The sequence below is a fragment of the Burkholderia plantarii genome, assembly GCF_001411805.1.
Taxonomy (GTDB): Bacteria; Pseudomonadota; Gammaproteobacteria; order Burkholderiales; family Burkholderiaceae; genus Burkholderia; species Burkholderia plantarii.
In genome coordinates this window covers 376,037-398,470 of sequence record NZ_CP007212.1, presented here as the reverse complement: position 1 = coordinate 398,470, position 22,434 = coordinate 376,037, and the positions used below count along the sequence as shown (strand labels likewise).

At 66.7% G+C, this 22,434-nt stretch carries 28 protein-coding genes and 1 tRNA gene; 1 reads left to right on the top strand and 28 read right to left on the bottom strand.

The window, feature by feature from the left end:
* Nucleotides 1-853 precede the first annotated feature (853 nt).
* From bpln_RS01765 to bpln_RS01735, 7 genes are all read right to left on the bottom strand, one after another.
* Nucleotides 854-929: transfer RNA gene (locus bpln_RS01765), tRNA-Thr, on the bottom strand.
* Nucleotides 930-947: 18 nt separating this feature from the next.
* Nucleotides 948-1,496, bottom strand: coding sequence for a ClpXP protease specificity-enhancing factor (locus bpln_RS01760; protein WP_055137944.1), 549 nt, complete (start codon nt 1,494-1,496; stop codon nt 948-950).
* Between the two features lie 66 nt (nt 1,497-1,562).
* A complete protein-coding gene (locus bpln_RS01755; RefSeq protein WP_012734444.1) occupies nt 1,563-2,174 on the bottom strand; it encodes a glutathione S-transferase N-terminal domain-containing protein in 612 nt (203 codons plus the stop codon).
* 95 nt (nt 2,175-2,269) lie between these two features.
* The gene (locus bpln_RS01750) at nt 2,270-3,028 is read right to left on the bottom strand and encodes a cytochrome c1 (protein ID WP_042626372.1); all 759 of its coding nucleotides are present in this window, start codon (nt 3,026-3,028) and stop codon (nt 2,270-2,272) included.
* A 22-nt stretch (nt 3,029-3,050) separates the two neighbouring features.
* The gene (locus bpln_RS01745) at nt 3,051-4,433 is read right to left on the bottom strand and encodes a cytochrome b (RefSeq protein WP_042623690.1); all 1,383 of its coding nucleotides are present in this window, start codon (nt 4,431-4,433) and stop codon (nt 3,051-3,053) included.
* Nucleotides 4,433-5,053: a ubiquinol-cytochrome c reductase iron-sulfur subunit gene (gene petA / locus bpln_RS01740; protein ID WP_042623689.1), complete on the bottom strand. Its 621-nt coding sequence runs from the start codon at nt 5,051-5,053 to the stop codon at nt 4,433-4,435. Before petA ends, bpln_RS01745 begins: the two co-directional genes overlap by 1 nt.
* Before the next feature lie 220 nt (nt 5,054-5,273).
* Nucleotides 5,274-6,020 carry a Nif3-like dinuclear metal center hexameric protein gene (locus tag bpln_RS01735; protein WP_042623688.1) on the bottom strand — a complete coding sequence of 249 codons (747 nt, stop codon included), beginning with the start codon at nt 6,018-6,020 and terminating at the stop codon, nt 5,274-5,276.
* Nucleotides 6,021-6,041: 21 nt separating this feature from the next.
* Here bpln_RS01735 and bpln_RS01730 point away from each other — a divergent pair, with 21 nt between their 5' ends.
* Nucleotides 6,042-7,247: a Do family serine endopeptidase gene (locus bpln_RS01730; RefSeq protein WP_042623687.1), complete on the top strand. Its 1,206-nt coding sequence runs from the start codon at nt 6,042-6,044 to the stop codon at nt 7,245-7,247.
* 335 nt (nt 7,248-7,582) lie between these two features.
* On the opposite strand, the gene tatC is transcribed toward bpln_RS01730, so the two are convergent.
* The 21 genes from tatC to bpln_RS01625 all read right to left on the bottom strand — a co-directional run bounded on the left by tatC (nt 7,583) and on the right by bpln_RS01625 (nt 22,434).
* Nucleotides 7,583-8,368: a twin-arginine translocase subunit TatC gene (tatC, locus tag bpln_RS01725; protein WP_042623686.1), complete on the bottom strand. Its 786-nt coding sequence runs from the start codon at nt 8,366-8,368 to the stop codon at nt 7,583-7,585.
* A gap of 51 nt (nt 8,369-8,419) precedes the next feature.
* Entirely contained in the window at nt 8,420-8,959 is a 540-nt protein-coding gene (gene tatB / locus bpln_RS01720) for a Sec-independent protein translocase protein TatB (RefSeq protein WP_042623685.1), read from the bottom strand.
* A gap of 26 nt (nt 8,960-8,985) precedes the next feature.
* On the bottom strand, nt 8,986-9,219 hold the full coding sequence (gene tatA, locus bpln_RS01715; RefSeq protein ID WP_042623684.1) for a Sec-independent protein translocase subunit TatA: 234 nt from the start codon (nt 9,217-9,219) through the stop codon (nt 8,986-8,988).
* A gap of 128 nt (nt 9,220-9,347) precedes the next feature.
* Nucleotides 9,348-9,713, bottom strand: a complete 366-nt coding sequence (locus bpln_RS01710; protein WP_055137943.1) for a histidine triad nucleotide-binding protein — start codon at nt 9,711-9,713, stop codon at nt 9,348-9,350.
* Nucleotides 9,714-9,743: 30 nt separating this feature from the next.
* Nucleotides 9,744-10,160: a DUF4870 family protein gene (locus tag bpln_RS01705; RefSeq protein ID WP_042623682.1), complete on the bottom strand. Its 417-nt coding sequence runs from the start codon at nt 10,158-10,160 to the stop codon at nt 9,744-9,746.
* 72 nt (nt 10,161-10,232) lie between these two features.
* On the bottom strand, nt 10,233-10,598 hold the full coding sequence (locus tag bpln_RS01700) for a phosphoribosyl-ATP diphosphatase (RefSeq protein ID WP_042623681.1): 366 nt from the start codon (nt 10,596-10,598) through the stop codon (nt 10,233-10,235).
* Nucleotides 10,595-11,014 (bottom strand): phosphoribosyl-AMP cyclohydrolase, encoded by a 420-nt coding sequence (hisI, locus tag bpln_RS01695; RefSeq protein ID WP_055137942.1) that lies wholly within the window; start codon nt 11,012-11,014, stop codon nt 10,595-10,597. The genes bpln_RS01700 and hisI overlap by 4 nt, the downstream gene beginning before the upstream one ends.
* On the bottom strand, nt 11,011-11,790 hold the full coding sequence (hisF, locus tag bpln_RS01690) for an imidazole glycerol phosphate synthase subunit HisF (protein WP_055137941.1): 780 nt from the start codon (nt 11,788-11,790) through the stop codon (nt 11,011-11,013). The genes hisI and hisF overlap by 4 nt, the downstream gene beginning before the upstream one ends.
* Before the next feature lie 84 nt (nt 11,791-11,874).
* Entirely contained in the window at nt 11,875-12,630 is a 756-nt protein-coding gene (gene hisA / locus bpln_RS01685) for a 1-(5-phosphoribosyl)-5-[(5-phosphoribosylamino)methylideneamino]imidazole-4-carboxamide isomerase (RefSeq protein ID WP_042623678.1), read from the bottom strand.
* 163 nt (nt 12,631-12,793) lie between these two features.
* Nucleotides 12,794-13,435, bottom strand: a complete 642-nt coding sequence (hisH, locus tag bpln_RS01680; RefSeq protein WP_042623677.1) for an imidazole glycerol phosphate synthase subunit HisH — start codon at nt 13,433-13,435, stop codon at nt 12,794-12,796.
* Nucleotides 13,432-14,052: a MarC family protein gene (locus bpln_RS01675; protein WP_042623676.1), complete on the bottom strand. Its 621-nt coding sequence runs from the start codon at nt 14,050-14,052 to the stop codon at nt 13,432-13,434. The genes hisH and bpln_RS01675 overlap by 4 nt, the downstream gene beginning before the upstream one ends.
* Before the next feature lie 95 nt (nt 14,053-14,147).
* Nucleotides 14,148-14,735, bottom strand: a complete 588-nt coding sequence (gene hisB / locus bpln_RS01670; RefSeq protein WP_042623675.1) for an imidazoleglycerol-phosphate dehydratase HisB — start codon at nt 14,733-14,735, stop codon at nt 14,148-14,150.
* Nucleotides 14,736-14,810: 75 nt separating this feature from the next.
* On the bottom strand, nt 14,811-15,881 hold the full coding sequence (hisC, locus tag bpln_RS01665; RefSeq protein WP_055137940.1) for a histidinol-phosphate transaminase: 1,071 nt from the start codon (nt 15,879-15,881) through the stop codon (nt 14,811-14,813).
* A gap of 147 nt (nt 15,882-16,028) precedes the next feature.
* Nucleotides 16,029-17,354, bottom strand: a complete 1,326-nt coding sequence (gene hisD, locus bpln_RS01660; protein WP_042626371.1) for a histidinol dehydrogenase — start codon at nt 17,352-17,354, stop codon at nt 16,029-16,031.
* 40 nt (nt 17,355-17,394) lie between these two features.
* Nucleotides 17,395-18,051 (bottom strand): ATP phosphoribosyltransferase, encoded by a 657-nt coding sequence (gene hisG, locus bpln_RS01655; RefSeq protein WP_042623673.1) that lies wholly within the window; start codon nt 18,049-18,051, stop codon nt 17,395-17,397.
* A complete protein-coding gene (gene murA, locus bpln_RS01650; RefSeq protein WP_055137939.1) occupies nt 18,048-19,394 on the bottom strand; it encodes a UDP-N-acetylglucosamine 1-carboxyvinyltransferase in 1,347 nt (448 codons plus the stop codon). Before murA ends, hisG begins: the two co-directional genes overlap by 4 nt.
* A 16-nt stretch (nt 19,395-19,410) precedes the next feature.
* On the bottom strand, nt 19,411-19,650 hold the full coding sequence (locus bpln_RS01645) for a BolA family protein (protein WP_042623671.1): 240 nt from the start codon (nt 19,648-19,650) through the stop codon (nt 19,411-19,413).
* 23 nt (nt 19,651-19,673) lie between these two features.
* Entirely contained in the window at nt 19,674-20,429 is a 756-nt protein-coding gene (locus bpln_RS01640) for an ABC transporter permease (RefSeq protein ID WP_042623670.1), read from the bottom strand.
* A complete protein-coding gene (locus tag bpln_RS01635; RefSeq protein WP_042623669.1) occupies nt 20,426-21,352 on the bottom strand; it encodes an ABC transporter ATP-binding protein in 927 nt (308 codons plus the stop codon). The genes bpln_RS01640 and bpln_RS01635 overlap by 4 nt, the downstream gene beginning before the upstream one ends.
* 189 nt (nt 21,353-21,541) lie before the next feature.
* The gene (locus bpln_RS01630; protein WP_055137938.1) at nt 21,542-21,811 is read right to left on the bottom strand and encodes an STAS domain-containing protein; all 270 of its coding nucleotides are present in this window, start codon (nt 21,809-21,811) and stop codon (nt 21,542-21,544) included.
* Nucleotides 21,808-22,434 carry an MlaC/ttg2D family ABC transporter substrate-binding protein gene (locus bpln_RS01625; RefSeq protein WP_042623667.1) on the bottom strand — a complete coding sequence of 209 codons (627 nt, stop codon included), beginning with the start codon at nt 22,432-22,434 and terminating at the stop codon, nt 21,808-21,810. Before bpln_RS01625 ends, bpln_RS01630 begins: the two co-directional genes overlap by 4 nt.

Sequence of the window (22,434 nt, the reverse complement as noted above, 5' to 3'; positions counted from 1 at the left end):
AAACAATGCATCAAAGAAGCAATGGACGGACGTTTTTAAGTTGTTTGTGCGTCGGCACCATATCACTCCGATGACATTCCGCTCGCCAACCCCGATTTACAAAGACGCTTCATCACCATCGACTTCGAATTCCAGGACGCAAATTCCCCATGAAAATAGCCCAATTGATTTTTCCAGGATAATGTTGAAAGTCGAGCCGGGTCTTATGTTGACATGTGCCATCGAAGCAGGTGAATTCCGCTAGTCCAGGCAATCCACATGCCCGAATGCTTGCCCTGATTCATCGCTCGCGATGCTTGATCAGCGACAGTTTCAATTCGATCAAAAACTCATCAAAATGTCGGCAGCCGAATATCGAGCACCGATACCTCGATCACGAAAGAAAAGCAGAAGAGAAGTTCGAAAATAGCTGACACCAAATTATCAACCGACTGCCTGAGCACGGTGACCACGTAAAATCGGACCGCCGGATAAATGAATTTAAGCGGCACGCTCATTCAGGCAGAATTGTCGAGTGCAAAGTAATGATTGACTGTGATCATGCGTTGCCGGCTTCGCAGCGGGGCCGTCTGATTGGTATCGCGACATCGAACGTGTTTTAGCGGGCGAGACCTGTCGGAGAAGCCAATCAACAACGGACGCGCTTGGCGCGGCAACGCGGCCGTCGAGCCAGCGTGGTGCAGCGTCAAATACGAGGAGGCCCATCGAGAGCCTGCCCGATCAAGTGCAGGAGCGAGAGAGAAAGCCCGGGACGATCGGCGTGAACACGGGGGTGGCGATTACATGCCAATTGCAAGGACGCAGAAATGAACAAGGGGTTACGCGAAAAATTCACGTAACCCCTTGTGTGTACTGGTGCCGGCTGCAGGACTCGAACCCGCCACCTGATGATTACAAATCAACTGCTCTACCAGATGAGCTAAGCCGGCATAGCCGCGAATTCTACCTCATTTCACGATCTTGAGGCGGGGTCGGTTGCTCTTTCCGGACGCACCATCGTCGTCGGGCGACGGCGTGGATGAGGACGAAGCCGAAGCCGAGCCCGAAGGCACATCCGCGCCCTCCGACAGCTCAGCGGCCCCATCGGCAGCCGAACGCGAGGCACCACCCGCACCAGCCCCCGCCGCGCCACCCTCACCCTCATCCGCCTCCACCAACGTCGTCTCGCCCGGCTCGTCCGCCGCCAGATCGACCTGGAACGCCATCCCCTGCCCGTTCTCGCGCGCGTAGATCGCGAGCACGTTCGCCACCGGCACCTCGAGCTTGTGCGCCTTGCCCGAGAAACGCGCGGTGAACTCGATCCATTCGTTGCCCATCTGCAGCGCGGTGGTCGCCTCGAAGCTGATGTTCAACACGATCTCGCCGTCGCGCACGTACTGCCGCGGCACGCGCGTCGAGTTGTCGACGCGCACCGCGATGTGCGGCGTATACCCGTTGTCCGTACACCACTCGTAGAGCGCGCGCAGCAGATACGGCTTCGTGGAAGTCTCTTGCATCACTGTCCTCGTACAGGCACGCGCGCGGCAGGCAGCGCCGCGCGCGCACCGTTGGCCGCAGGCCGTTTAACGACGCATCACCTTTTCCGACGGCGTCAGCGCCTCGATGTAGGCCGGGCGGCTGAAAATGCGCTCGGCATACTTCATCAGCGGCGCCGCGTTCTTCGACAGCTCGATGCCGTAGTGATCGAGGCGCCACAGCAGCGGCGCGATCGCGACGTCGAGCATCGAGAACTCCTCGCCGAGCATGTACTTGTTCTTCACGAAGATCGGCGCGAGCTGCGTGAGCCGGTCGCGAATCGCGAGGCGTGCCTTCTCGTGGTTCTTCTCGGCCGCCTTGCCCTTCTCGTTCTCGAGCGTGCTGACGTGAACGAACAGTTCCTTCTCGAAGTTCAGCAGGAACAGGCGCGCGCGCGCACGCTGCACCGGGTCGGCCGGCATCAGCTGCGGGTGCGGGAAGCGCTCGTCGATGTACTCGTTGATGATGTTCGATTCGTACAGAATCAGATCACGCTCGACGAGAATCGGCACCTGACCGTAGGGATTCATCACGGCGATGTCCTCGGGCTTGTTGAACAAGTCCACATCGCGAATCTCGAAGTCCATGCCCTTTTCGAACAGCACCAGCCGGCAGCGCTGGGAGAAGGGGCACGTCGTGCCGGAATACAGAACCATCATAATTAACGTTTCCTCAAAAAAGCCGATGGCCGGCGCGCGGATCGACCTGCCAGCAGGTCTCACCTTGCGCCGGCCTCACGCCGGTCTTGGCGTGTTTACTTGATATCTTTCCAATAGGCGGCGTTGAGCCGCCAGGCGAAAAAGCTCAGGATGCCGAGGAACAGCAGCACCCAGACGCCCACGCGCTTGCGGGTCTGCTGCTCGGGCTCGGACATCCAGCCCAGATACGCGACGAGGTCGGCCACGGCAGCATCATAATCCACCGGAGACAACGTCCCCTGCGTGACGGCCTGGAAACCGACGAGCCTGCGCACCTTCTCGCCCGTCTCCTCGTTCGTCGTTTCCTCGTATTTCGGCACGCGCTGCCCCTGCAACTGCCAAAGCACATGGGGCATGCTGACGTTCTCGAACACCGCGTTGTTCCAGCCCGTCGGGCGCGACTCGTCGCGGTAGAAACTTCGCAGATACGTATAGAGCCAGTCGCGGCCGCGCGCGCGCGCCTCCACCGAGAGGTCGGGCGGCGTCACGCCGAACCAGCGCTTGGCGTCGTCGGGCCGCATCGCCACCGACATCGGGTTGCCGACCTTGTCCGTCGTAAACAGGAGATTCGCCTCGATCGCCTTCTGGGATATCCCCAGATCCGTCAGACGGTTGTAGCGCATCAGGTTCGCGCTATGGCAATTCAGGCAATAGTTTACAAACAATTGCGCGCCATGTTGCAGGGCAACGAGATTTTCCGCGTTATCGGGCGCCCGGTCGAGCGGAAAATTACCCTCGTCGGCTCGCGCCGCGCCGCCCAGCAGCGCCAGCGACGTCGCACCAATCAGCAGGAACGTCTTCAATAGCGTCCTCATCATCGTGTTCTCCTCGCTCGCATTAATGGGGCCGGAATTTGACGCGCTCGGGCGGCTGCTTGAATGTGCCAAGCGGCGTCCAGAGCGGCATGCCGAGGAAAAACGCGAAGTAGACGAGCGCGCACACCTGCGCGATCAGCGTCTTGGCGGGCGACGGCGACTGCGTGCCGAGGAACCCGAGCGTCAGGAACGCGACGACGAAGATCCCGAGGAACACCTTGTGGAACGTGGGCCGGTAGCGGATCGACTTCACCGGGCTGCGATCGAGCCAGGGCAGGAAGAACAGCGAAATCACGGCGCCGCCCATCACCACCACGCCCCAGAACTTCGATTCGGTCAGCGCCATGAACACGATCAGCACGACGGCCAGCACCGGCAGGCCGATGCGCCATTTGCCGCGGGCCCGCCAGAGCGCGACCAGCCCGAGCACGGCGATCACCACCATCAGCACGATCTTGAACGGATCGGTGGTGGCGCGCAGCATCGCGTAGAACGCGGTGAAGTACCACACCGGCGCGATCTCGGGCGGCGTCTGCAGCGGGTTGGCGGGCACGAAGTTGTTGGCTTCGAGGAAGTAGCCGCCCATCTCCGGCGCGAAAAACACCACCAGCGCGAAGATCATCAGAAAAACACAGACCCCGAAGTAATCATGCACGGAGTAGTAGGGATGGAACGGGATGCCGTCGAGCGGAATGCCGTGCTCGTCCTTCTTCTCCTTGATCTCGATGCCGTCGGGGTTGTTCGAACCCGTCTCGTGCAGCGCGACCAGGTGCGCGACCACCAGCCCGACCAGCACCAGCGGAATCGCGATCACGTGGAACGCGAAGAAGCGGTTCAGCGTGACGTCGGACACCACGTAGTCGCCGCGGATCCAGAGCGAGAGGTCCGGCCCGACGAACGGGATCGCCGAGAACAGGTTCACGATCACCTGCGCGCCCCAGAACGACATCTGGCCCCACGGCAGCAGGTAGCCGAAGAACGCCTCGGCCATCAGGCACAGGAAGATCGCGCAGCCGAAGATCCATACCAGCTCGCGCGGCTTGCGGTACGAGCCGTACATCAGCCCGCGAAACATGTGCAGATAGACCACGATGAAGAACATCGAGGCGCCCGTCGAGTGCATGTAGCGGATCAGCCAGCCCCACGGCACCTCGCGCATGATGTACTCGACCGACGCGAACGCGAGCGTCGAATCGGGCTTGTAGTTCATCGTCAGGAAGATGCCCGTGACGATCTGGTTCACCAGCACGAGCAGCGCGAGCGAGCCGAAGAAGTACCAGAAGTTGAAGTTCTTCGGCGCGTAGTACTCGGTCACGTGCTTCTTGAGCGTGACCGTGAACGGGAAACGCGCATCGATCCAGCCCATCAAACCCGTCGTGGCGACAGTCTTGTTGTCGGTGGCCATCACGCTTCTCCTTTCTCGTCCTTGCCGATCACGACCGTGGTGGCCGAGGTGAACATGTAAGGCGGAATGTCGAGGTTCTGGGGCGCGGGCTTGTTCTTGAACACGCGGCCGGCCAGATCGTAGGTGGAACCGTGACACGGACACAGGAAGCCGCCCGGCCAGTCGTCGGGCAGGTTCGGCTGCGGGCCGGGCGTGAAGCGCGAGGTGGGCGTGCAGCCGAGGTGCGTACACACGGCCATCACGACGAGGATGTTCTGGCGATCGGCCCGCGAGCGATATTCGTTCGCGCAGTACGCGGGCAACGGCATCGAATAGGTGGATTTGGACTGCGGGTCGGCCAGCTCGGGATCGGCCTTTTTCACGTCGGCCAGCATCGCGTCGGTGCGGTTCAGGATCCAGACCGGCTTGCCGCGCCAGGCCACGGTGACGAGCTCGCCCGGCTTCAACCCGCTGATGTCGACCTCGACCGGCGCGCCGGCCGCCTTCGCCTTGGTCGACGGCGCGAGCGACGCCGCGAACGGTATGACCGTAGCGACCCCGCCGACTCCGCTCGCTACGGATGTCGCAATCAGCCAGGTACGGCGGCCGCTGTCGACGCGTTTCTCTTCTTTATCTCGCATCTCACGCCCCACTTCTGAGTTGGATTCACCGTCACGACTTCGCATACCGCCGCTAGTGTGCGCGAACGAGGCCCGCATTTTCAAGGCCCGATTCATAAAATCGACGCGAAGTCATTGATCGGCAAGGGTTTTCCCCCATCGCCGCGGAACCAGCTCAGATCATCTTTTAAGCAGATGCTTCATTGCGTTTCGTGGGTGCGCCGCCGCAATTCCGGGCGTTTCAAACGGGGTTCGGGATGTCGATGAACGTGTGTTCGAGGCCGAAATGTTCCGACAAATGGCGGCCGAGCGCCTGGATGCCGTACCGCTCGGTGGCATGGTGCCCCGCCGCAACGAAGGCCACGCCGCTCTCGGCGGCCGCGTGCGTGACGAATTCGGACGCCTCGCCGGTCAGGAACACGTCGGCGCCGGCCTCGATCGCGGCATCGAAATAGCCTTGCGCGCCACCCGTACACCAGGCCACGCGGCGCAGCTGCTGATCGCTGTCGCCGAGCACGAGCGGAGTGCGGCCAAGCGTGTGCTCGACCTTGGCGGTGAAGTGCTCGAGCGAGACCGGCATCGGCAGCGTGGCCATCCAGCCGAGGTCCTGCTCGCCGAAACGCGCGTCGGCGATCAGGCCGAGGCGTTCGCCGAGCTGCGCGTTGTTGCCGAGATCGGGATGCGCGTCGAGCGGCAGGTGGAACGCGAACAGGTTCAGCTCGGCGCCGATCAGCAGCTTCAGGCGCTGGTACTTGCGCCCGGTGACCTGCGCCGGCTCGTTGCGCCAGAAATAGCCGTGATGGACCAGCACCGCGTCCGCGCCCCATTCGATCGCGCGTTCGAGGAACGCGGCCGAGGCGGTCACGCCGGTGGCGATCCGCTCGATCCGGCGGCGCCCCTCGACCTGCAGCCCGTTGGGGCAGTAGTCCTTGAAGCGCGCGGTTTCAAGGGTATTGTTCAAGTACAATTCGAGTTCGATCCGGTCCATATAATCCCCTAATCTCTTCAAATGCTTAGACGCTTCTGGCTGTTCTTCGCACAGGCGGTGACGGTGCTGCTCGCGCTGATGTTCATCGTCGCGACCCTCAAGCCACAATGGCTGCAGCGCCAGGGACAGCTCGGCAAGCAACTCGCGGCACCGATCGTGGCGTTGCGCGAAGTCACGCCGGGCGGTGCCGGCGCGCCGGCGCAGACGTCCTACGCGGATGCCGCGCAAAAGGCGATGCCGGCCGTGGTCAACGTGTTTTCGAGCAAGGACGGCTCGCTGCCGCCCGACCCGCGCGCGAAGGATCCGCTGTTCCGCTACTTCTTCGGCGACCGCAATCCGCGCCGGCAACAGGAGGAACCGGCGTCGAACCTCGGCTCGGGCGTCATCGTGAGCCCGGAAGGTTACATTCTAACGAACCAGCACGTGGTGGACGGCGCCGACCAGATCGAGGTGGCGCTGGCCGACGGCCGTACCTCCACGGCCAAGGTGATCGGCAGCGACCCCGAGACCGACCTCGCGGTGCTGAAGATCAACCTGACGAACCTGCCGACCATCACGCTCGGCCGCTCGGACCGCGCGCGCGTGGGCGACGTGGTGCTCGCGATCGGCAACCCGTTCGGGGTCGGCCAGACGGTGACGATGGGCATCATCAGCGCGCTCGGGCGCAACCACCTCGGCATCAACACCTTCGAGAACTTCATCCAGACCGACGCGCCGATCAACCCGGGCAACTCGGGCGGCGCGCTGGTGGACGTGAACGGCAACCTGCTCGGCATCAACACGGCGATCTACTCGCGCTCGGGCGGCTCGCTCGGGATCGGCTTCGCGATCCCCGTCTCGACCGCGCGCACGGTGCTGGAGAGCATCATCACGACGGGCGCCGTCACGCGCGGCTGGATCGGCGTGGAGCCGCAGGACGTCACGCCCGAGATCGCCGATTCGTTCGGGCTCGCGCAGAAAACCGGCGCGATCGTGGCCGGCGTGCTGCAGGGCGGCCCGGCCGACAAGGCCGGCATCAAGCCCGGCGACATCCTGACCACCGTCAACGACGAGCCGATCACCGACACCACGAAGCTGCTCAACGTGGTCGCGCAGATCAAGCCAGGCACGCCGACCAAGGTGCAGGTGGTGCGCAAGACGCGCAGCTTCGAGGTGACGGTGGTGATCGGCAAGCGCCCGCCGCCGCCGAAGCAGGCCAACGACGACCAGAACGACGACGCCGAATGAGCGCGTGAGGCGCGGCGCCCGGCGAGGCGGCCGGCGCGCGCTCGCCCAGGCAGCGGGGAAGTTGCGGGGCGTGCGACGGCCGGCCTCGGGGCCGGCAAGCGGGGCGTGTTGAGCGGCGATGCGCCGATGGCGACCGCATCGGGATGGCTACCATCACGCCCCCGTCCCGCCGCATTGCATCGAATCCATCACGCTTACGCCATCCCCGCCGCCCGCGCGCCGAACGGCCGCGCACCGCCACGCCAATACAACGCCCCGCCCGCTTCCTCCCGCAACGAAAAAGGGCGGCCCATGCCGCCCTTCCCGATGATTCGACCACCGCGCACGCCGACGCGTCAGCCCGTCGCCCCGGACTCCTCGTCCTTCTTCACGGCCGCGCCGTGCCCGACGAAGATCCGCGCGGCCAGCAGCCCGACTTCGTAGAGCACCACGAGCGGCAGCGCCAGCATCAGCTGCGAGAACACGTCGGGCGGCGTCACCACCGCCGACACCACGAACGCGCCGACGATCACGTAGGGCCGGATCTCCTTGAGCTTCTTGAGCGGCAGCACGCCCATGCGCACCAGCAGCACCACGATCACCGGCACCTCGAACGTGACCCCGAACGCGAGGAACATGCCGAGCACGAAGCTCACGTAGTTGTCGATGTCGGTCGACATCTCGGCGCCGAGCGGCGCGTTGTAGTGCGCCATCACGCGGAAGATGGTCGGGAACACCACGAAGTAGGCGAACGCCATCCCGCACAGGAACAGGAAGTAGCTGCTGCTGACGAGCGGCAGCACCAGCCGCTTCTCATGCTGGTAGAGCCCCGGCGCGACGAACGCCCAGATCTGGTAGAGCACGATCGGCAGCGCGATCACCAGCGCGACGAGCATCGTGACCTTCATCGGCACGAAGAACGAGCCCGTCACGTCGGTGACGATCATCTTGCCGTCCTTCGGCAGGTTCTGCATCAGCGGCCGCGCCAGCAGCCGGAAGATGTCGGGCGCCCAGTAGACGAGCCCGACGAACACCACGAGCACGGCGCCGCCCGCCCGGATCAGGCGGTCGCGCAGTTCGACGAGATGGGAGATGAAGGTTTCTTCCCGGCCTTCTTCCGGATTGTGCTGGGGGTCGCTCACGCAGGCCCTCGGTTCAGGTGATGGGCACGCATCGTCGGCATCGTCAGACGCTCAGAAGAAGCGCACGGGCCGGCGCAGGCTGGCCGGCTGATGGCGCGCGACGCGCGCGGCGCCGGACTGCACGTGGGTGCGGCGCAGCGAGGCGCGCTTGTACCAGGCCGGCGTCGCCGACTGCCTGACGCGCCAGTTGCGGCGTTTCGGCGTGAAGCCGGTACTGGCGCCGCCGCCCTGCCACGACGTCGAGCCGAAGCCCGAGGCGCCATCGGCCGACACCGAAACCGGCGACGACGCGGCGTCGCCCGAGACGGCCGAACTCCAGGCGTCGTTGAGGTCCGCCTCATGCTGCCGCAGGTTGTCGTGAATCGTGTTCTCGACGTTGCGCGCGGCGCTCTCGAAGTCGGTGCGCATGGTGCGCAGCGCGTCGAGTTCGATCTCGCGCGAGACTTCCGCCTTCACGTCGTTGATGTAGCGCTGCGCGCGCCCGAACAGCGCGCCGGCCGTGCGCGCGACGCGCGGCAGGCGCTCGGGGCCGAGCACCACGAGCGCGACGACGCCGATCAGCGCCATCTTGGAAAGACCCAGATCCAGCATCGCGGCGTCCCGTCAGCGCGCGTTCATCACGCCTTGTTCGAATCGGACGAACGCGCCGCTTCCTTCGCGTCGACGTTCACCGAACCGGTGCGCGGCAGCTGCTGCGCGTCGGCCGGGGTCTCGTGTTCCTTCATGCCGTCCTTGAAGCCCTTCACCGCACCGCCCAGATCGCTGCCGATGTTGCGCAGCTTCTTCGTGCCGAACACCAGTGCCACGATCAGCAAAACGATCAGCCAGTGCCAAATGCTCAATCCGCCCATGATGCCACTCTCCTCAACCTCGCCGCCGCGGCGGCGTCAACTGCCGGCGACGCCGGCCTCTTTCCCGATGCGGGCCGGCGCCGGTGCGGCGCGGCCCGCGATGATCTTGCTTTCCTGCGGGGCCCGATTCACCCCATCCGCTTCCACGGGCGCGGGCCCGCGAGCAGGTGCGCGTGCAGGTGGAACACCTCCTGCCCGCCGCCCGGCCCGGTATTGATGACGGTCCGGAACCCGGTTTCGCCGCCCGTATACGCGCAGCCGAGCTGCTCGGCCAGACGCGCGACGAGGACCAGCATTCTACCAAGCAGCGGCGCGTCCTCAGCCGTGGCCGCCGACAGCGTCGGCAGATGCCGGCGCGGAATCACCAGCACGTGCGTGTCGGCCGCCGGATGAATGTCGCGAAACGCGACGAACTCGTCGTCCTGGTGGACCTTCTCGCTCGGAATCTCGCCCGCCGCGATCTTGCAGAACAGGCAATCCGGATCGTGACTCATCGTGCTCTCCGCGCCGCGCGGCCCCCGACCTCAGAACCAGGCCTTCGGATCGAGCGGCTTGTCGTCGTTCAGGAACAGCCAGCCTTTGATGATACGGTACAGCGTCCAGACCCACGTCGCACCGAGTACAAAAAAGCCGACCACGACGAAGCTCAGCATGACGCCGATCAGGTAGAGGATCAGCGCGCGCCAGAAGGTGCGGATCTGCCACTCGAAATGCTGCTGGTAACGCGTGCCGACCACGTCGGGCCGCTTCACGTAGTTGATGATGATCGCGATCAGGCCGGTGATGCCGCCCGTCAGCCAGTGGACCGCGTAGAGCGCATACAGCACATGCGTCAGCGTGCGCAGCGAGCCGTCACGGCTGCCCGCCGGCGCGGCGCCGGGATAGGCCGGATAGCGATCCGGAACGGAAGCGTCGCCGGGGCGCCACGAAGGATCTTCCACGATGCTACCTCCCTTTGATGACATCACCGGAGCAGGGCCCGCACCCGGACGTCGCCGCCCGGCCGCCGCCGCTCACCCGTCCCCGTTCTCGCGCTCGCGGCGCTTGCGCAGCGCCTTTTCCTCGAGACCCGACAGGCCCTCGCGGCGCTCCAGCTCGGCCAGCACGTCGGCCGGGCTCAGCTCGAAGTGCGACAGCATCACGAGGCAATGGAACCAGAGGTCGGCAACCTCGCCGACCAGCGCCGTCGGCGCGCCGCCCTGGCGCACGTCCTTGGCGGCCAGCACGACCTCGGTCGCTTCCTCGCCGATCTTCTTGAGCACCGCGTCGTCGCCCTTGTGGAACAGGCGCGACACGTAGGATTGCTCGGGATCGCCGCCCTTGCGGCTGTCGATCACGGCCGCGAGGCGCAGCAGCGTGTCGTTGGTGGTCTGCGTCATTTGTAGATGTGCTCGGGATCTTTCAGCACCGGCTCGACCGCGACCCAGTCGCCGCCCTCGGCGGTGCCCTCGAATTTCTGGAAGAAGCAGGAATGGCGGCCGGTGTGGCAGGCGATGCCCGACACCTGGTCGATCTTCAGCAGCACCACGTCCTCGTCGCAATCGAGCCGCACTTCATGCACGTGCTGCACGTGCCCCGATTCCTCGCCCTTGAACCAGAGCCGCTGGCGCGAGCGCGAATAGTAGACCGCGCGCCCCGTCTCGACGGTCTTCGCGAGCGCCTCGCGGTTCATCCACGCGAACATCAGCACGTCGTTCGTGCCGAGCTCCTGCGCGATCACCGGCACGAGGCCGTTGGCATCCCAACGCACCTTGTCGAGCCACGCGGGGGAAACTGTCGCCGGTATCGTCGTCATGATGGGAGCCTCACCGGAATGCCGCGTCCGGCCATGAAGCGCTTCGCCTCGCCGACCGTGTGTTCGCCGTAATGGAAGATGCTGGCCGCGAGCACCGCGTCGGCATGGCCGTCGACGATGCCGTCGGCCAGGTGCTCGAGCGAGCCCACGCCGCCCGAGGCGATCACCGGCACCGGCACCGCGTCGGACACGCCGCGCGTGAGCGCCAGGTCGAAACCGGACTTGGTGCCGTCGCGGTCCATGCTGGTCAGCAGGATCTCGCCCGCGCCGAGTTCGGCCATGCGGCTCGCCCACGCGATCGCGTCGAGCCCGGTGGCCTTGCGCCCGCCGTGCGTGAACACTTCCCAGCGCGGCGCCTCGCCGTCGGCCGAGACGCGCTTGGCGTCGATCGCCACCACGATGCATTGCGAGCCGTACTTGTTCGCCGCGTCGGCGACGAGCTGCGGATTGGCGACCGCCGACGAATTCATGCTGACCTTGTCCGCGCCCGCGTTGAGCAGGCGCCGCACGTCCTCGACGGCGCGCACGCCGCCGCCCACCGTCAGCGGAATGAACACCTGCGAGGCCACCGCCTCGATGATCGGCAGGATCAGGTCGCGCTGGTCGGAGGTGGCGGTGATGTCGAGGAAGGTCAGTTCGTCGGCGCCCTGGTCGTCGTAGCGTCGTGCGATTTCGACGGGGTCGCCCGCGTCGCGCAGCTCGACGAAATTGACGCCCTTCACGACGCGCCCGGCGGTCACGTCGAGACAGGGGATGATGCGTTTAGCTAGAGCCATGATGGTACACAGGTGCCGCAGGTGACGCCGCCCGCGGCGCGGGCGGCTTGGGCGATGACGCCGGCGGCGCTCGGCCGCCGCGGGTCAGGCGTCGTCGAGTTCGCCGTTCAGCTCGTCGGCGCGCTTCTGCGCGACCGAGAAGTCGAGATCGCCGGAGTAGATCGCGCGGCCGCAGATCACGCCCTCGATTCCCTCGCCTTCCACGCTGCAGAGCTGCTCGATGTCGTTCAGGTTCGACAGGCCGCCGCTGGCGATCACGGGAATCCCGACCGCCTGCGCGAGCTTCACCGTCGCCTCGATGTTGATGCCCTGCAGCATGCCGTCGCGGCCGATGTCGGTATAGACGATCGATTCGACGCCGTAGTCCTCGAACTTCTGCGCGAGGTCGATCACCTCATGGCCCGTCAGCTTGCTCCAGCCGTCGGTGGCGACCTTGCCGTCCTTGGCGTCGAGCCCGACGATGATGCTGCCCGCGAACGCCGTGCAGGCGTCCTGCAGGAAGCCCGGGTCCTTGACGGCCGCGGTGCCGATGATCACGTAGGACAGACCCGCGTCGAGGTACTTCTCGATCGTCTCGAGGCTGCGGATGCCGCCGCCGAGCTGGACGGGGATCTCGTCGCCGACCTCGGCGAGGATCGCCTCGATCGCCTCGAGGTTCTTCGGCTTGCCCGCGAACGCGCCGTTCAGGTCGACCAGATGCAGGCGCCGCGCGCCGAGATCGACCCATTTGCGGGCCATCGCCGCAGGATCCTCGGAGAAAATCGTCGCCTGGTCCATATCGCCCTGTTTGAGGCGCACACACTGACCGTCTTTAAGATCGATGGCCGGAATCAGCAGCATAGCAATCGGAAGTCGTCTGAAAAGAAGAAGGGGTGACGCGCCGTTGCCGGCCCAACCGGCACCGCGCCGTCTGCTAGTTTAGTACAAGTCTTTCAGGGTTTTGACGCGCGAGCCCCACGCCACGGGCATGTCTGGCCCGTTCGCCGTGGCGTGCGCGCGACGTTCAGGGCTGCCAATGCACGAAATTGCGGTAAAGCCGCAGCCCGACCTCGGCGCTCTTTTCCGGGTGAAATTGGGTCGCGAAGATGTTGTCGCGCGCCACCGCCGAGACGAACGGCTCGCCATACAAGGTCTCGCCCGCCGCGTGCGCCGCGCTCCCGGGCACCACGTAGTAGCTGTGGACGAAGTAGAAGAACGCCTCGTCCGGCACGCCGGCCCAGAGCGGATGCGCGAGCGTCTGGCGCACGCGGTTCCAGCCCATCTGGGGCACCTTGAAGCGCGAGCCGTCGTCCTGCACGCGGCCGGCCAGGTCGAAGCGCAACACCTTGCCCGGCAGCAGCCCGAGGCCCGGCGTGTCGCCCTCCTCGCTCCAGTCGAACAGCATCTGCTCGCCGACGCACACGCCCAAGAGCGGCTTGCTGCGCGACGCCTCGATCACCGCCTCCTGCAGCCCCGATTCGCCGAGGCAGCGCATGCAGTCGGGCATCGCGCCCTGGCCCGGCAGCACCACGCGGTCGGCCGCGCGGATCGCCTCGGGACGATCGACGATCGCCACCTGCGCATCCGGCTCGGCCTTCATCAGCGCCTGGGCCACCGAACGCAGGTTGCCCATCCCATAATCCACAATCGCAATCGAAGTTTTCATTTCAGTGCAGGCAGCAAAGCCTTCAGTCCGTCGACGATGAATTCCACCGCCAGCGCCGACAGCATCAATCCCATCAGCCGCGTCGCAATATTAATGCCGGTGCGGCCGATCCAGTTCGCGATCGGCTCGGCGAGCCGCATCGCGAGGAAACAGAGCAGCGCGAGCACCGCGCCGATCGCGATCAGGCCGATCCGGTCGTACCAGTGGGCCACGCTGGCCGAGTAGACGATCACCGTGCTGATCGAGCCAGGGCCCGTCAGCAGCGGGATCGCGAGCGGCACCACGGCGATGCTGTGCTTCGATTCGGCCTCGTCGCGCTCTTCCGGGGTCGAGCGCGTGTTGCCCATCTGCGCGTTCAGCATGTTGATCGCCATCAGCAGCATGATGATGCCGCCGCCGACTTCGAGCGAGGCCACCGAGATCCCGAAGAAACGGATGATCTGCTGGCCGAGCAGCGTGGTGACCGCGATCACGCAGAACACCGACACCGCCGCGATGCGCACCGTCCTGCGCCGCTCGGCGTCGGTCAGCGCCGCCGTCAGGCTCAGGAAGAACGGCACCGCGCCGAGCGGGTTGATCAGCGCGAGCAGCGATATGAACGATTTGAGCAAGTCCATCGTGCGGTGTCGGAGGCGGCGCGGCGCGCGGCGGAATCTACGGCCGGCGGGCCGCGGTCAGACCCGCGGGGCCGCCGGCGCCGGTCCGGATTCGCTCAGAGGCTGCCCTTGGTCGACGGAATCTGCCCGGCCGCGCGCCCGTCGATCTCGACGGCCATCCGCAGCGCGCGCCCGAACGCCTTGAACACGGTCTCGAGCTGGTGATGCGCGTTGAGGCCGCGCAGATTGTCGACGTGCAGCGTGACGCCCGCGTGGTTCACGAACCCGCGGAAGAACTCGATCGACAGGTCCACGTCGAAGGTGCCGATCCGCGCGCGCGTGAACGGCACGTGGAATTCGAGGCCGGGCCGGCCCGAGAAGTCGATCACCACGCGCGAGAGCGCCTCGTCGAGCGGCACGTAAGAATGGCCGTAGCGACGGATGCCCTTGCGCTCGCCGATCGCCTTCGCGACCGCCTGGCCGAGCGTGATGCCGACGTCCTCCACCGTATGGTGGTCGTCGATATGCGTATCCCCATGCGCTTCGATGTCGAGATCGATGAGACCATGGCGCGCGATCTGGTCGAGCATATGGTCGAGGAACGGCACGCCGGTGGCCAGTTTCTGCTGGCCGGTGCCGTCGAGATTGATCTTCACACGGATCTGCGTTTCGCTCGTATCGCGAACGACTTCCGCCACGCGCATGGTGATTCCTTGAAAGGACTGGGTAATGGGGGACAAGCGAGGCAGCGGCGGCCGCCCGGCGGCGGGCGGCCCGCGCTAGCGCAGCACCAGTCGCAACGCGGCGAGCAGCGCGGCGTTCTCGTCAGGAGAACCGACCGTCAGCCGCACGCAGTTCGCGAGCAACGCGTGCATTTTACTCACGTTTTTGATCAAAACCCGCTCGGCGAGCAGCGCGTCGAACAGGGCCGGCGCGTCGGGCACCCGCACCAGCAGGAAATTGCCGGCGCTCGGGAACACCGTCGTGCCGGGCAGCGCGGCCACCGCCGCGGCGAGCCGGCCGCGCTCGGCGCGCAGTTGCGCGGCCTGCGCGTCGAGCACGTCGAGATGGTCGAGCAGGTAGTCGACGCAGGCCTGGGTCAGCACGTTGACGTTGTAGGGCGGGCGCACCTTGTCGATTTCGGCGAGCCAGGCCGGCGCGCCGACCAGATAGCCGAAGCGGACCCCGGCCAGGCCGAGCTTCGAGACGGTGCGCATCACCACCACGTTGTCGAATTCGGGCACGCGCGCGAGCCAGCTGCGCTCGGCGAACGGCTGGTAGGCCTCGTCGATCACCACCAGGCTCGCGCGCGCGGCGGCGATCACGCGCTCGATGTCGGCGTCGGCGTGGAGCGTGCCGGTGGGATTGTTCGGATAGGCCAGATGGATCAGCGACGGCTGGTGCTCGTCGATCGCCGCGAGCAGCGCGTCGACGTCGAGGGACATATCCTCGCGCAGCGGCACGCCGACGAATCCCATCTGCGCGAGGCGCGCGTACTGCTCGACCATCACGAAGCCGGGCACCGGCATCAGCACCTTCGCGCCGGGTCGCGCGCAGGCCACCGACAGCATGCCGATGATCTCGTCCGAACCGTTGCCGAGCAGCACCTCGCAGCCGTCGGGAATCCCCATCGCGGCGCGCAGCCTGCCGATCAGCGCGGCGGGGCGCGGCGACGGATAGCGGTTCAGCGCGACCTGCGCGAGCCGCTCGCCGAGCCCGGCCGCGAGCGGCGCGGGCAGCGTATACGGGTTCTCCATCGCGTCGAGCTTCACGAGCCCGGTCGCGTCCGGCACCGGATAGCTCGTCATCGCGAGCACGTCGCGGCGGATGATGTCTTGTGGCGTCGTCATGGTGGGTTCGCGGCGTGCCTCGCGCCGCCCGTGTCGGCGGCCCGGAGGGTCCGGGCCGCGGGTCTCGATGCCGCCGCCCTGCCGCGGCCGGTCTCGTCGCTGTTGCCGTTGCTTTTTGCTGGTGCGCTTCACCGCCGCCGCGGCCGCTCAGTTGCCGTGGTTGCGCATCCGGTATTCGGCGCTTCGCGCGTGCGCCTGCAGCCCCTCGCCGTAGGCCAGCTCCGAGGCGATCTCGCCGAGCGTCTGCGCGCCGTCGGCGCTGACCTCGATCAGGCTCGAGCGCTTGATGAAATCGTAGACGCCGAGCGGCGACGAGAAGCGCGCCGTGCGCGAGGTCGGCAGCACGTGGTTCGGCCCGGCGCAGTAGTCGCCGAGGCTCTCGCTCGTGTAGCGGCCGAGGAAGATCGCGCCGGCGTGGCGGATCAGCTTGCCCCATTGCTGGGGCTCGAGCGCCGAGATCTCGAGGTGCTCGGGCGCGATCTCGTTGGCGATCTTGCAGGCCTCGGCCATGTCGCGCACCGTGATCAGCGCGCCGCGCCCTTCCAGCGAGGCGCGGATCACGGCCTCGCGCGGCATGGTCGGCAGCAGCTCGTCGATCGCCTTCTCGACGCGCTCGATGAAGGCCGCGTCGGGGCACAGCAGGATCGACTGCGCGAGCTCGTCGTGCTCGGCCTGCGAGAACAGGTCCATCGCGACCCAGTGCGGATCGGTGGTGCCGTCGCAGAGCACCAGGATCTCGGACGGCCCGGCGATCATGTCGATGCCGACCGTACCGAACACGCGGCGCTTGGCCGACGCCACGTAGGCGTTGCCGGGGCCGCAGATCTTGTCGACCGCCGGCACCGTCCCGGTGCCATAGGCGAGCGCGGCCACCGCCTGCGCGCCGCCGATCGTGAACACGCGATCGACGCCGCCGAGATAGGCGGCCGCGAGCACGAGGTCGTTCTTCACGCCGTCGGGCGTGGGCACCACCATCACGATCTCGCCGACCCCGGCCACCCGCGCCGGAATCGCGTTCATCAGCACCGACGACGGGTAGGCGGCCTTGCCGCCCGGCACGTAGAGGCCGACGCGGTCGAGCGGCAGCACCTTCTGGCCCAGCACCGTGCCGTCCGATTCGGTGTACTGCCAGCTATGGCTGCCGCATTCGAGCTTCTGCTTCTCGTGATAGCCGCGCACACGCGCGGCGGCCGCTTCCAGCGCCGCGCGGCGCTTCGGCTCGAGCGTATCGAGCGCGGCCTCGAGGGCGTCCTGGCGCAGCTCCAGCGCGGCCACGCTCGACGCGTCGAGCCGGTCGAAGCGGTTCGTGTAGTCGAGCACAGCCGCGTCGCCGCGCGTCTTCACGTCGGCGAGAATCGCGGCGACCGAGCGCTCGATCGCCTCGTCCTCGCTCGCCTCGAAGGCGAGCACCGCGCGCAGCGCGGCGCCGAAGCCCTCGCTGCGCGAATCGAGTTTGCGAATCTTGATGGGCATGATGCTGTTCATTCCGGTAATGCGCCGGTGCCGGGAGCGGTCAGCTCCCGCTCTGCTTCGACGCGCGTTCGAACGCGTCGAGGATCGGTTTCAGCGCGGCGCGCTTCAGTTTCAGCGCGGCCTGGTTCACGACGAGGCGCGACGAGATCGGCATGATCTCCTCGACCTCGACCAGATTGTTCGCCCGCAGCGTGCCGCCCGAGCTGACCAGGTCGACGATCGCGTCGGCCAGGCCGACCAGCGGCGCGAGTTCCATCGAGCCGTACAGCTTGATCAGGTCGACGTGGACGCCCTTGGCCGCGAAGTGCTCGCGCGCGGTGGACACGTACTTCGTCGCGACGCGCAGCCGCGCGCCCTGGCGCACCGCGTTCGCGTAGTCGAAGCCCGCCTGCACCGCCACCGACATCCGGCAGCGCGCGATGTCCAGGTCGATCGGCTGGTAGAGCCCGCCGCCGCCGTGCTCGATCAGCACGTCCTTGCCGGCCACGCCGAAATCGGCCGCGCCGTACTCGACGTAGGTCGGCACGTCGGTGGCGCGCACGATGATCACGCGCACGTTCGGGTCGTTGGTCGGCAGGATCAGCTTGCGCGACGATTCGGGATCCTCGGCCACCTCGATGCCGGCGGCCGCGAGCAGCGGCACGGTTTCCTCGAAGATACGCCCTTTCGACAGCGCGAGGGTCAGCGGTGCGGTCATGCGGCACTCCCGGTGATGCGGCGCACGTCGGCGCCAACTGCGTTCAGCTTGGCTTCCATCCGATCATAGCCGCGATCGAGATGGTAGATCCGGTCGATGACGGTCTCGCCGTCGGCGCACAGCCCCGCGATCACGAGGCTCGCCGAGGCGCGCAGGTCGGTGGCCATCACGTTGGCGCCCGACAGCCGCGCCACGCCCGTGACGAGCGCCGTGTTGCCGTCCACCACGATGTCGGCGCCGAGCCGGTTCAGCTCCTGCACATGCATGAAGCGGTTCTCGAAGATGGTCTCGACCACGTGCGCGGTGCCTGCGGCCACCGCGTTCAGCGTCATGAACTGCGCCTGCATGTCGGTCGGGAACGCCGGATATTCGGAGGTGCGGATCGCCACCGCGGCCGGGCGCCGGTCCATCGTCACGCGCAGCGTGTCGGCGCGCTCGTCGAGCGTCGCTCCCGTCTCGCGCAGCTTGCCGAGCACCGCGTCGAGCAGGTTCGCGCGCATGCCGCGCAGCGTGAGCTCGCCGCCCGCCGCCGCCACCGCGCAGAGGAACGTGCCGGCCTCGATGCGGTCGGGCACCACCGCGTGGCTCGCACCGTGCAGCCGCTCGACGCCCTGGACCACGAGCCGGTCGGTGCCGATCCCGTCGATCCTCGCGCCCATCGCGACCAGCAGGTTGGCGAGGTCGGTCACCTCGGGCTCGCGCGCGGCGTTCTCGATCACGGTCTCGCCGTCGGCCAGCGTGGCGGCCATCAGCAAGTTCTCGGTGCCGGTCACCGTGATCATGTCGGTGACGATCTGCGCGCCCTTCAGGCGCGTGGCGCGCGCCTCGATGTAGCCGTGCTCGATGGTGATCTCGGCGCCCATCGCCTGCAGCCCCTTGATGTGCTGGTCCACCGGTCGCGCGCCGATCGCGCAGCCGCCCGGCAGCGACACCTTCGCGTAGCCGAAGCGCGCCAGCAGCGGGCCGAGCACGAGAATCGACGCACGCATGGTCTTGACCAGTTCGTAGGGCGCCACCGGCTCGCTCACGCTGGCCGCGTCGAGCGTGACGCGCGCGCCGTCCACCTCGCTCTTCACGCCCATCCCGCCGAGCAGCGCGAGCATGGTGCGCACGTCCTGCAGGTCGGGCACGTTGTCGAGCCGCAGCGGCTCGGCGCTGAGCAGGCCCGCGCAGAGGATCGGCAGCGCCGCGTTCTTCGCGCCCGACACCTGGATTTCTCCGGCGAGCCGCGCGCCGCCGGTGATCACGAGCCGTTCCTCATGCCCTTGCGAAGCCCGGCCGGCGGCCGGGTTCGCCGTCGCGACGTGGCTTACCGCGTCGCGTTCCTTTACTGAAACTTGCACGAAGGATGTCCGTTCTTTATGCGTTCTGCCATTCGGCGGGCGTCAGCGTCTTCATGCTGAGCGCGTGGATTTCCTGCTTCATGCGGTCGCCGAGCGCCGCGTAGACGAGCTGATGGCGCTGGATCGGACGCTTGCCTTCGAAATGCTCGGAGACGATGGTCGCGAAGAAATGCTGGCCGTCGCCTTCGACTTCCAGATGCGTGCAGGCAAGCCCGCCCGCGATGTATTGCTTGACCTGTTCGGGAGTCGGCAACATGAGAAATGCTCCAGTCGGTGCGTTCAGTGACGCAGCTTGTAGCCGGTCGCGAGCAGCCGCATCGCGACGAGCGCGAGCAGCACGAAGAAACCGGCGACGATCGCGAGGCTTTCATACGGGTTGATGTCGGCGACGCCGAAGAACCCGTAGCGGAAGCCGTCGATCATGTAGAAAAACGGATTGAGACGCGACACCTCGCGCCACAGGGGCGGCAGCGAGTGGGTGGAGTAGAACACGCCGGACAGGAACGTCAGCGGCATGATCAGGAAGTTCTGGAACGCGGCGAGCTGGTCGAACTTCTCGGCCCAGATCCCGGCGATCAGGCCGAGCGTGCCGAGAATCGCCGAGCCGAACAGCGCGAACAGCACGATGAACAGCGGCGAGGCGAAGCCGACCGGGATGAACCAGACCGTCACCACGAACACGCCGACGCCCACCGCGAGGCCGCGCACCACGGCCGCGAGCACGTAGGCCGAGAAGATCTCGGCATACGACAGCGGCGGCAGCAGCACGAACACGAGGTTGCCGGTGATCTTCGACTGGATCAGCGACGACGAGCTGTTGGCGAACGCGTTCTGCAGCACGCTCATCATCACCAGGCCCGGCACCAGGAAGCTCACGTACTCGACGCCGGGATAGACGTTGACGCGGCCCGACAGCGCATGGCCGAAGATCGTCAGGTACAGCAACGCCGTGACCACCGGCGCGAGCACGGTCTGAAACGCCACCTTCCAGAACCGCAGGATTTCCTTGTAGAACAGCGTGCGAAACCCGCTCATGCCAGCCCCTCGATCACATCGGCTCCGTTCATCACCTGGACGAACACGTCTTCGAGGTCGGCCTTGCGCACCTCGATCTCGTCGAACCCGCAGCCGGCCGCGCGGCAGGCCGACAGGATCGGCTCGACCTCGTCGTAGCTGGTGAGCCGCAGCAGGTGCTCGCGCGCGCCGGGCACGGCGGCCTCGGTCTGCAGCGCGCGCAACTCGGCGGGCAGCTCGCCCCGCGCGAGACGCAGGTACAGCTGCAGGCCCGCGAAGCGCTGCAGCAGCGCGCTGGTGCGCTCGAGCGCGACCACCTCGCCGCGCCGCAGCATCGCGATGCGGTCGCACAGCGACTCGGCTTCTTCCAGGTAGTGGGTGGTCAGCACGATCGTGTGGCCTTCGCGGTTCAGGCGCGAGATGAACTTCCAGAGCGTCTGGCGCAGCTCGACGTCCACGCCGGCGGTCGGCTCGTCGAGCACGATCACGGGCGGCCGGTGGACCAGCGCCTGCGCCACCAGCACGCGGCGCTTCATGCCGCCCGACAGCGCGCGCATGTTGGCGTCGGCCTTCTCGGTCAGGTCGAGATTGGCCATCACCTCGTCGATCCAGTCGTCGTTGCGGCGCAGCCCGAAATAGCCGGACTGCAGCCGCAGCGTCTCGCGCACCGAGAAGAACGGATCGAACACGAGTTCCTGCGGCACCACGCCGAGCGCGCGCCGCGCATCGCGGAAGTCGGTCACGACGTCATGCCCGCGCACCGAGATGCTGCCTTCGTCGGCGCGGGCGAGCCCCGCGAGGATGCTGATGAGGGTCGTCTTGCCGGCGCCGTTCGGGCCGAGCAGACCGAAGAACTCGCCTTCCTCGACGGACAGGCTGACGCCCTTCAGCGCCTGGAGCGACGCATAGCGCTTCTTGACGTTTCGGATTTCTATGGCTGACATGACTGAGCGCGGCACGGGCGCCGCGACGCCTGATTCTGGTCGTGAAGTCGAATGGGGAAAAATGGGGGCCGATTGGAAGCCCCGCAAAACGGTTGATTATAGGGCAAACCGGGCAGCCGGATCGGCGCGGTCGAGCCGCCGCGATCCGGGACGCCAGGGCGCGCGGCGCCGGGCGTCAGGCGGCGAGCGTCAATGTCGCTCGCCGAGGAGGGAGTCGATGCCGTAGGCCCGCGCGAGGCTGGCGAGTGTGGGCGGCAGGTTCAGGATCTCGAGCGCGGTGCCGCGCGCCCGGGCGGCACGCTGCCACGCGAGCAGCACGGCGAGCGCGGCCGAGTCGAACTGCGCGAGTGCCGCGCAGTCCACCGCGGTCGCGCCGCCGGCGATGCGGCCGAGCCCGTCGTCGAGCGCGGCCTTCGCGCTCGCGTGGGTCAGCGAAGCGCCGGTGGCGAACTGGCTCACGATGCCTTGCCGGCCGCGAGTTGCTGGTTGCGCTGCGTGAGGAACTGGATCAGGCCGTCCACGCCGCTCTGCTGGATCTTCTCGTTGAACTGCTGCTGGTAGGTCTGGATCAGCCAGGCGCCGAGCACGTTCAGGTCATAGACGCGCCAGCCCTGCTGCGTCTTGTAGAGGCGGTAATCGATCTGCACCGGCTGGCCGTTGTTCGAGGCCAGCGTGCGCACCACCACGTCGGTCGCGCCCGGATCGGCGCGGAACGGCGGGTACTGGATCTGCTGGTCGGCCTTCAGCTGCGAGATCGCGCCCGAATAGGTGCGGATCAGCAGCATCTTGAACTGCTCGATCACCTTGTCCTGCTGGTCCGGCGTCGCCGCGCGCCAGTTGCGACCCATCACGAGCTGCGTGGTGCGGCGGAAATCGGTGTACGGGAGGATGTCGCGATTGACGATGTCGGTGATCCGGCCGATGTCGCCCGGCTTGATCGACTGCGTCCGGACCTCGTTCATCACCTGTTCGGTCGCGGTCTTGATCAGCGCCTGCGGGTTCGACTGGTCGACCTCGGCATGGGCGGCGCTGCCGAACGAGAAAAACGCGGCTACCACGGGAATCAGAAACAGTTTTTTCAT

What these genes read in the sequence shown, in the direction of transcription:
- petA (WP_042623689.1), bottom strand. Translation starts at nt 5,053, where the DNA reads ATGCGAGATAAAGAAGAGAAACGCGTCGACAGCGGCCGCCGTACCTGG.
- tatB (WP_042623685.1), bottom strand. Translation starts at nt 8,959, where the DNA reads ATGCTGGATCTGGGTCTTTCCAAGATGGCGCTGATCGGCGTCGTCGCG.
- bpln_RS01745 (WP_042623690.1), bottom strand. Translation starts at nt 4,433, where the DNA reads ATGGCCACCGACAACAAGACTGTCGCCACGACGGGTTTGATGGGCTGG.
- bpln_RS01760 (WP_055137944.1), bottom strand. Translation starts at nt 1,496, where the DNA reads ATGCAAGAGACTTCCACGAAGCCGTATCTGCTGCGCGCGCTCTACGAG.
- bpln_RS01625 (WP_042623667.1), bottom strand. Translation starts at nt 22,434, where the DNA reads ATGAAAAAACTGTTTCTGATTCCCGTGGTAGCCGCGTTTTTCTCGTTC.
- hisB (WP_042623675.1), bottom strand. Translation starts at nt 14,735, where the DNA reads ATGCGCGTGGCGGAAGTCGTTCGCGATACGAGCGAAACGCAGATCCGT.
- hisD (WP_042626371.1), bottom strand. Translation starts at nt 17,354, where the DNA reads ATGCCCATCAAGATTCGCAAACTCGATTCGCGCAGCGAGGGCTTCGGC.
- bpln_RS01675 (WP_042623676.1), bottom strand. Translation starts at nt 14,052, where the DNA reads ATGGACTTGCTCAAATCGTTCATATCGCTGCTCGCGCTGATCAACCCG.
- bpln_RS01735 (WP_042623688.1), bottom strand. Translation starts at nt 6,020, where the DNA reads ATGGACCGGATCGAACTCGAATTGTACTTGAACAATACCCTTGAAACC.
- hisH (WP_042623677.1), bottom strand. Translation starts at nt 13,435, where the DNA reads ATGAAAACTTCGATTGCGATTGTGGATTATGGGATGGGCAACCTGCGT.
- bpln_RS01645 (WP_042623671.1), bottom strand. Translation starts at nt 19,650, where the DNA reads ATGTTGCCGACTCCCGAACAGGTCAAGCAATACATCGCGGGCGGGCTT.
- bpln_RS01635 (WP_042623669.1), bottom strand. Translation starts at nt 21,352, where the DNA reads ATGTCAGCCATAGAAATCCGAAACGTCAAGAAGCGCTATGCGTCGCTC.
- tatA (WP_042623684.1), bottom strand. Translation starts at nt 9,219, where the DNA reads ATGGGCGGATTGAGCATTTGGCACTGGCTGATCGTTTTGCTGATCGTG.
- bpln_RS01710 (WP_055137943.1), bottom strand. Translation starts at nt 9,713, where the DNA reads ATGAGTCACGATCCGGATTGCCTGTTCTGCAAGATCGCGGCGGGCGAG.
- bpln_RS01700 (WP_042623681.1), bottom strand. Translation starts at nt 10,598, where the DNA reads ATGACGCAGACCACCAACGACACGCTGCTGCGCCTCGCGGCCGTGATC.
- bpln_RS01750 (WP_042626372.1), bottom strand. Translation starts at nt 3,028, where the DNA reads ATGAGGACGCTATTGAAGACGTTCCTGCTGATTGGTGCGACGTCGCTG.
- hisI (WP_055137942.1), bottom strand. Translation starts at nt 11,014, where the DNA reads ATGACGACGATACCGGCGACAGTTTCCCCCGCGTGGCTCGACAAGGTG.
- hisG (WP_042623673.1), bottom strand. Translation starts at nt 18,051, where the DNA reads ATGACCGCACCGCTGACCCTCGCGCTGTCGAAAGGGCGTATCTTCGAG.
- bpln_RS01755 (WP_012734444.1), bottom strand. Translation starts at nt 2,174, where the DNA reads ATGATGGTTCTGTATTCCGGCACGACGTGCCCCTTCTCCCAGCGCTGC.
- hisF (WP_055137941.1), bottom strand. Translation starts at nt 11,790, where the DNA reads ATGGCTCTAGCTAAACGCATCATCCCCTGTCTCGACGTGACCGCCGGG.
- hisC (WP_055137940.1), bottom strand. Translation starts at nt 15,881, where the DNA reads ATGACGACGCCACAAGACATCATCCGCCGCGACGTGCTCGCGATGACG.
- bpln_RS01730 (WP_042623687.1), top strand. Translation starts at nt 6,042, where the DNA reads ATGCTTAGACGCTTCTGGCTGTTCTTCGCACAGGCGGTGACGGTGCTG.
- bpln_RS01640 (WP_042623670.1), bottom strand. Translation starts at nt 20,429, where the DNA reads ATGAGCGGGTTTCGCACGCTGTTCTACAAGGAAATCCTGCGGTTCTGG.
- hisA (WP_042623678.1), bottom strand. Translation starts at nt 12,630, where the DNA reads ATGCTGCTGATTCCGGCCATCGATCTTAAAGACGGTCAGTGTGTGCGC.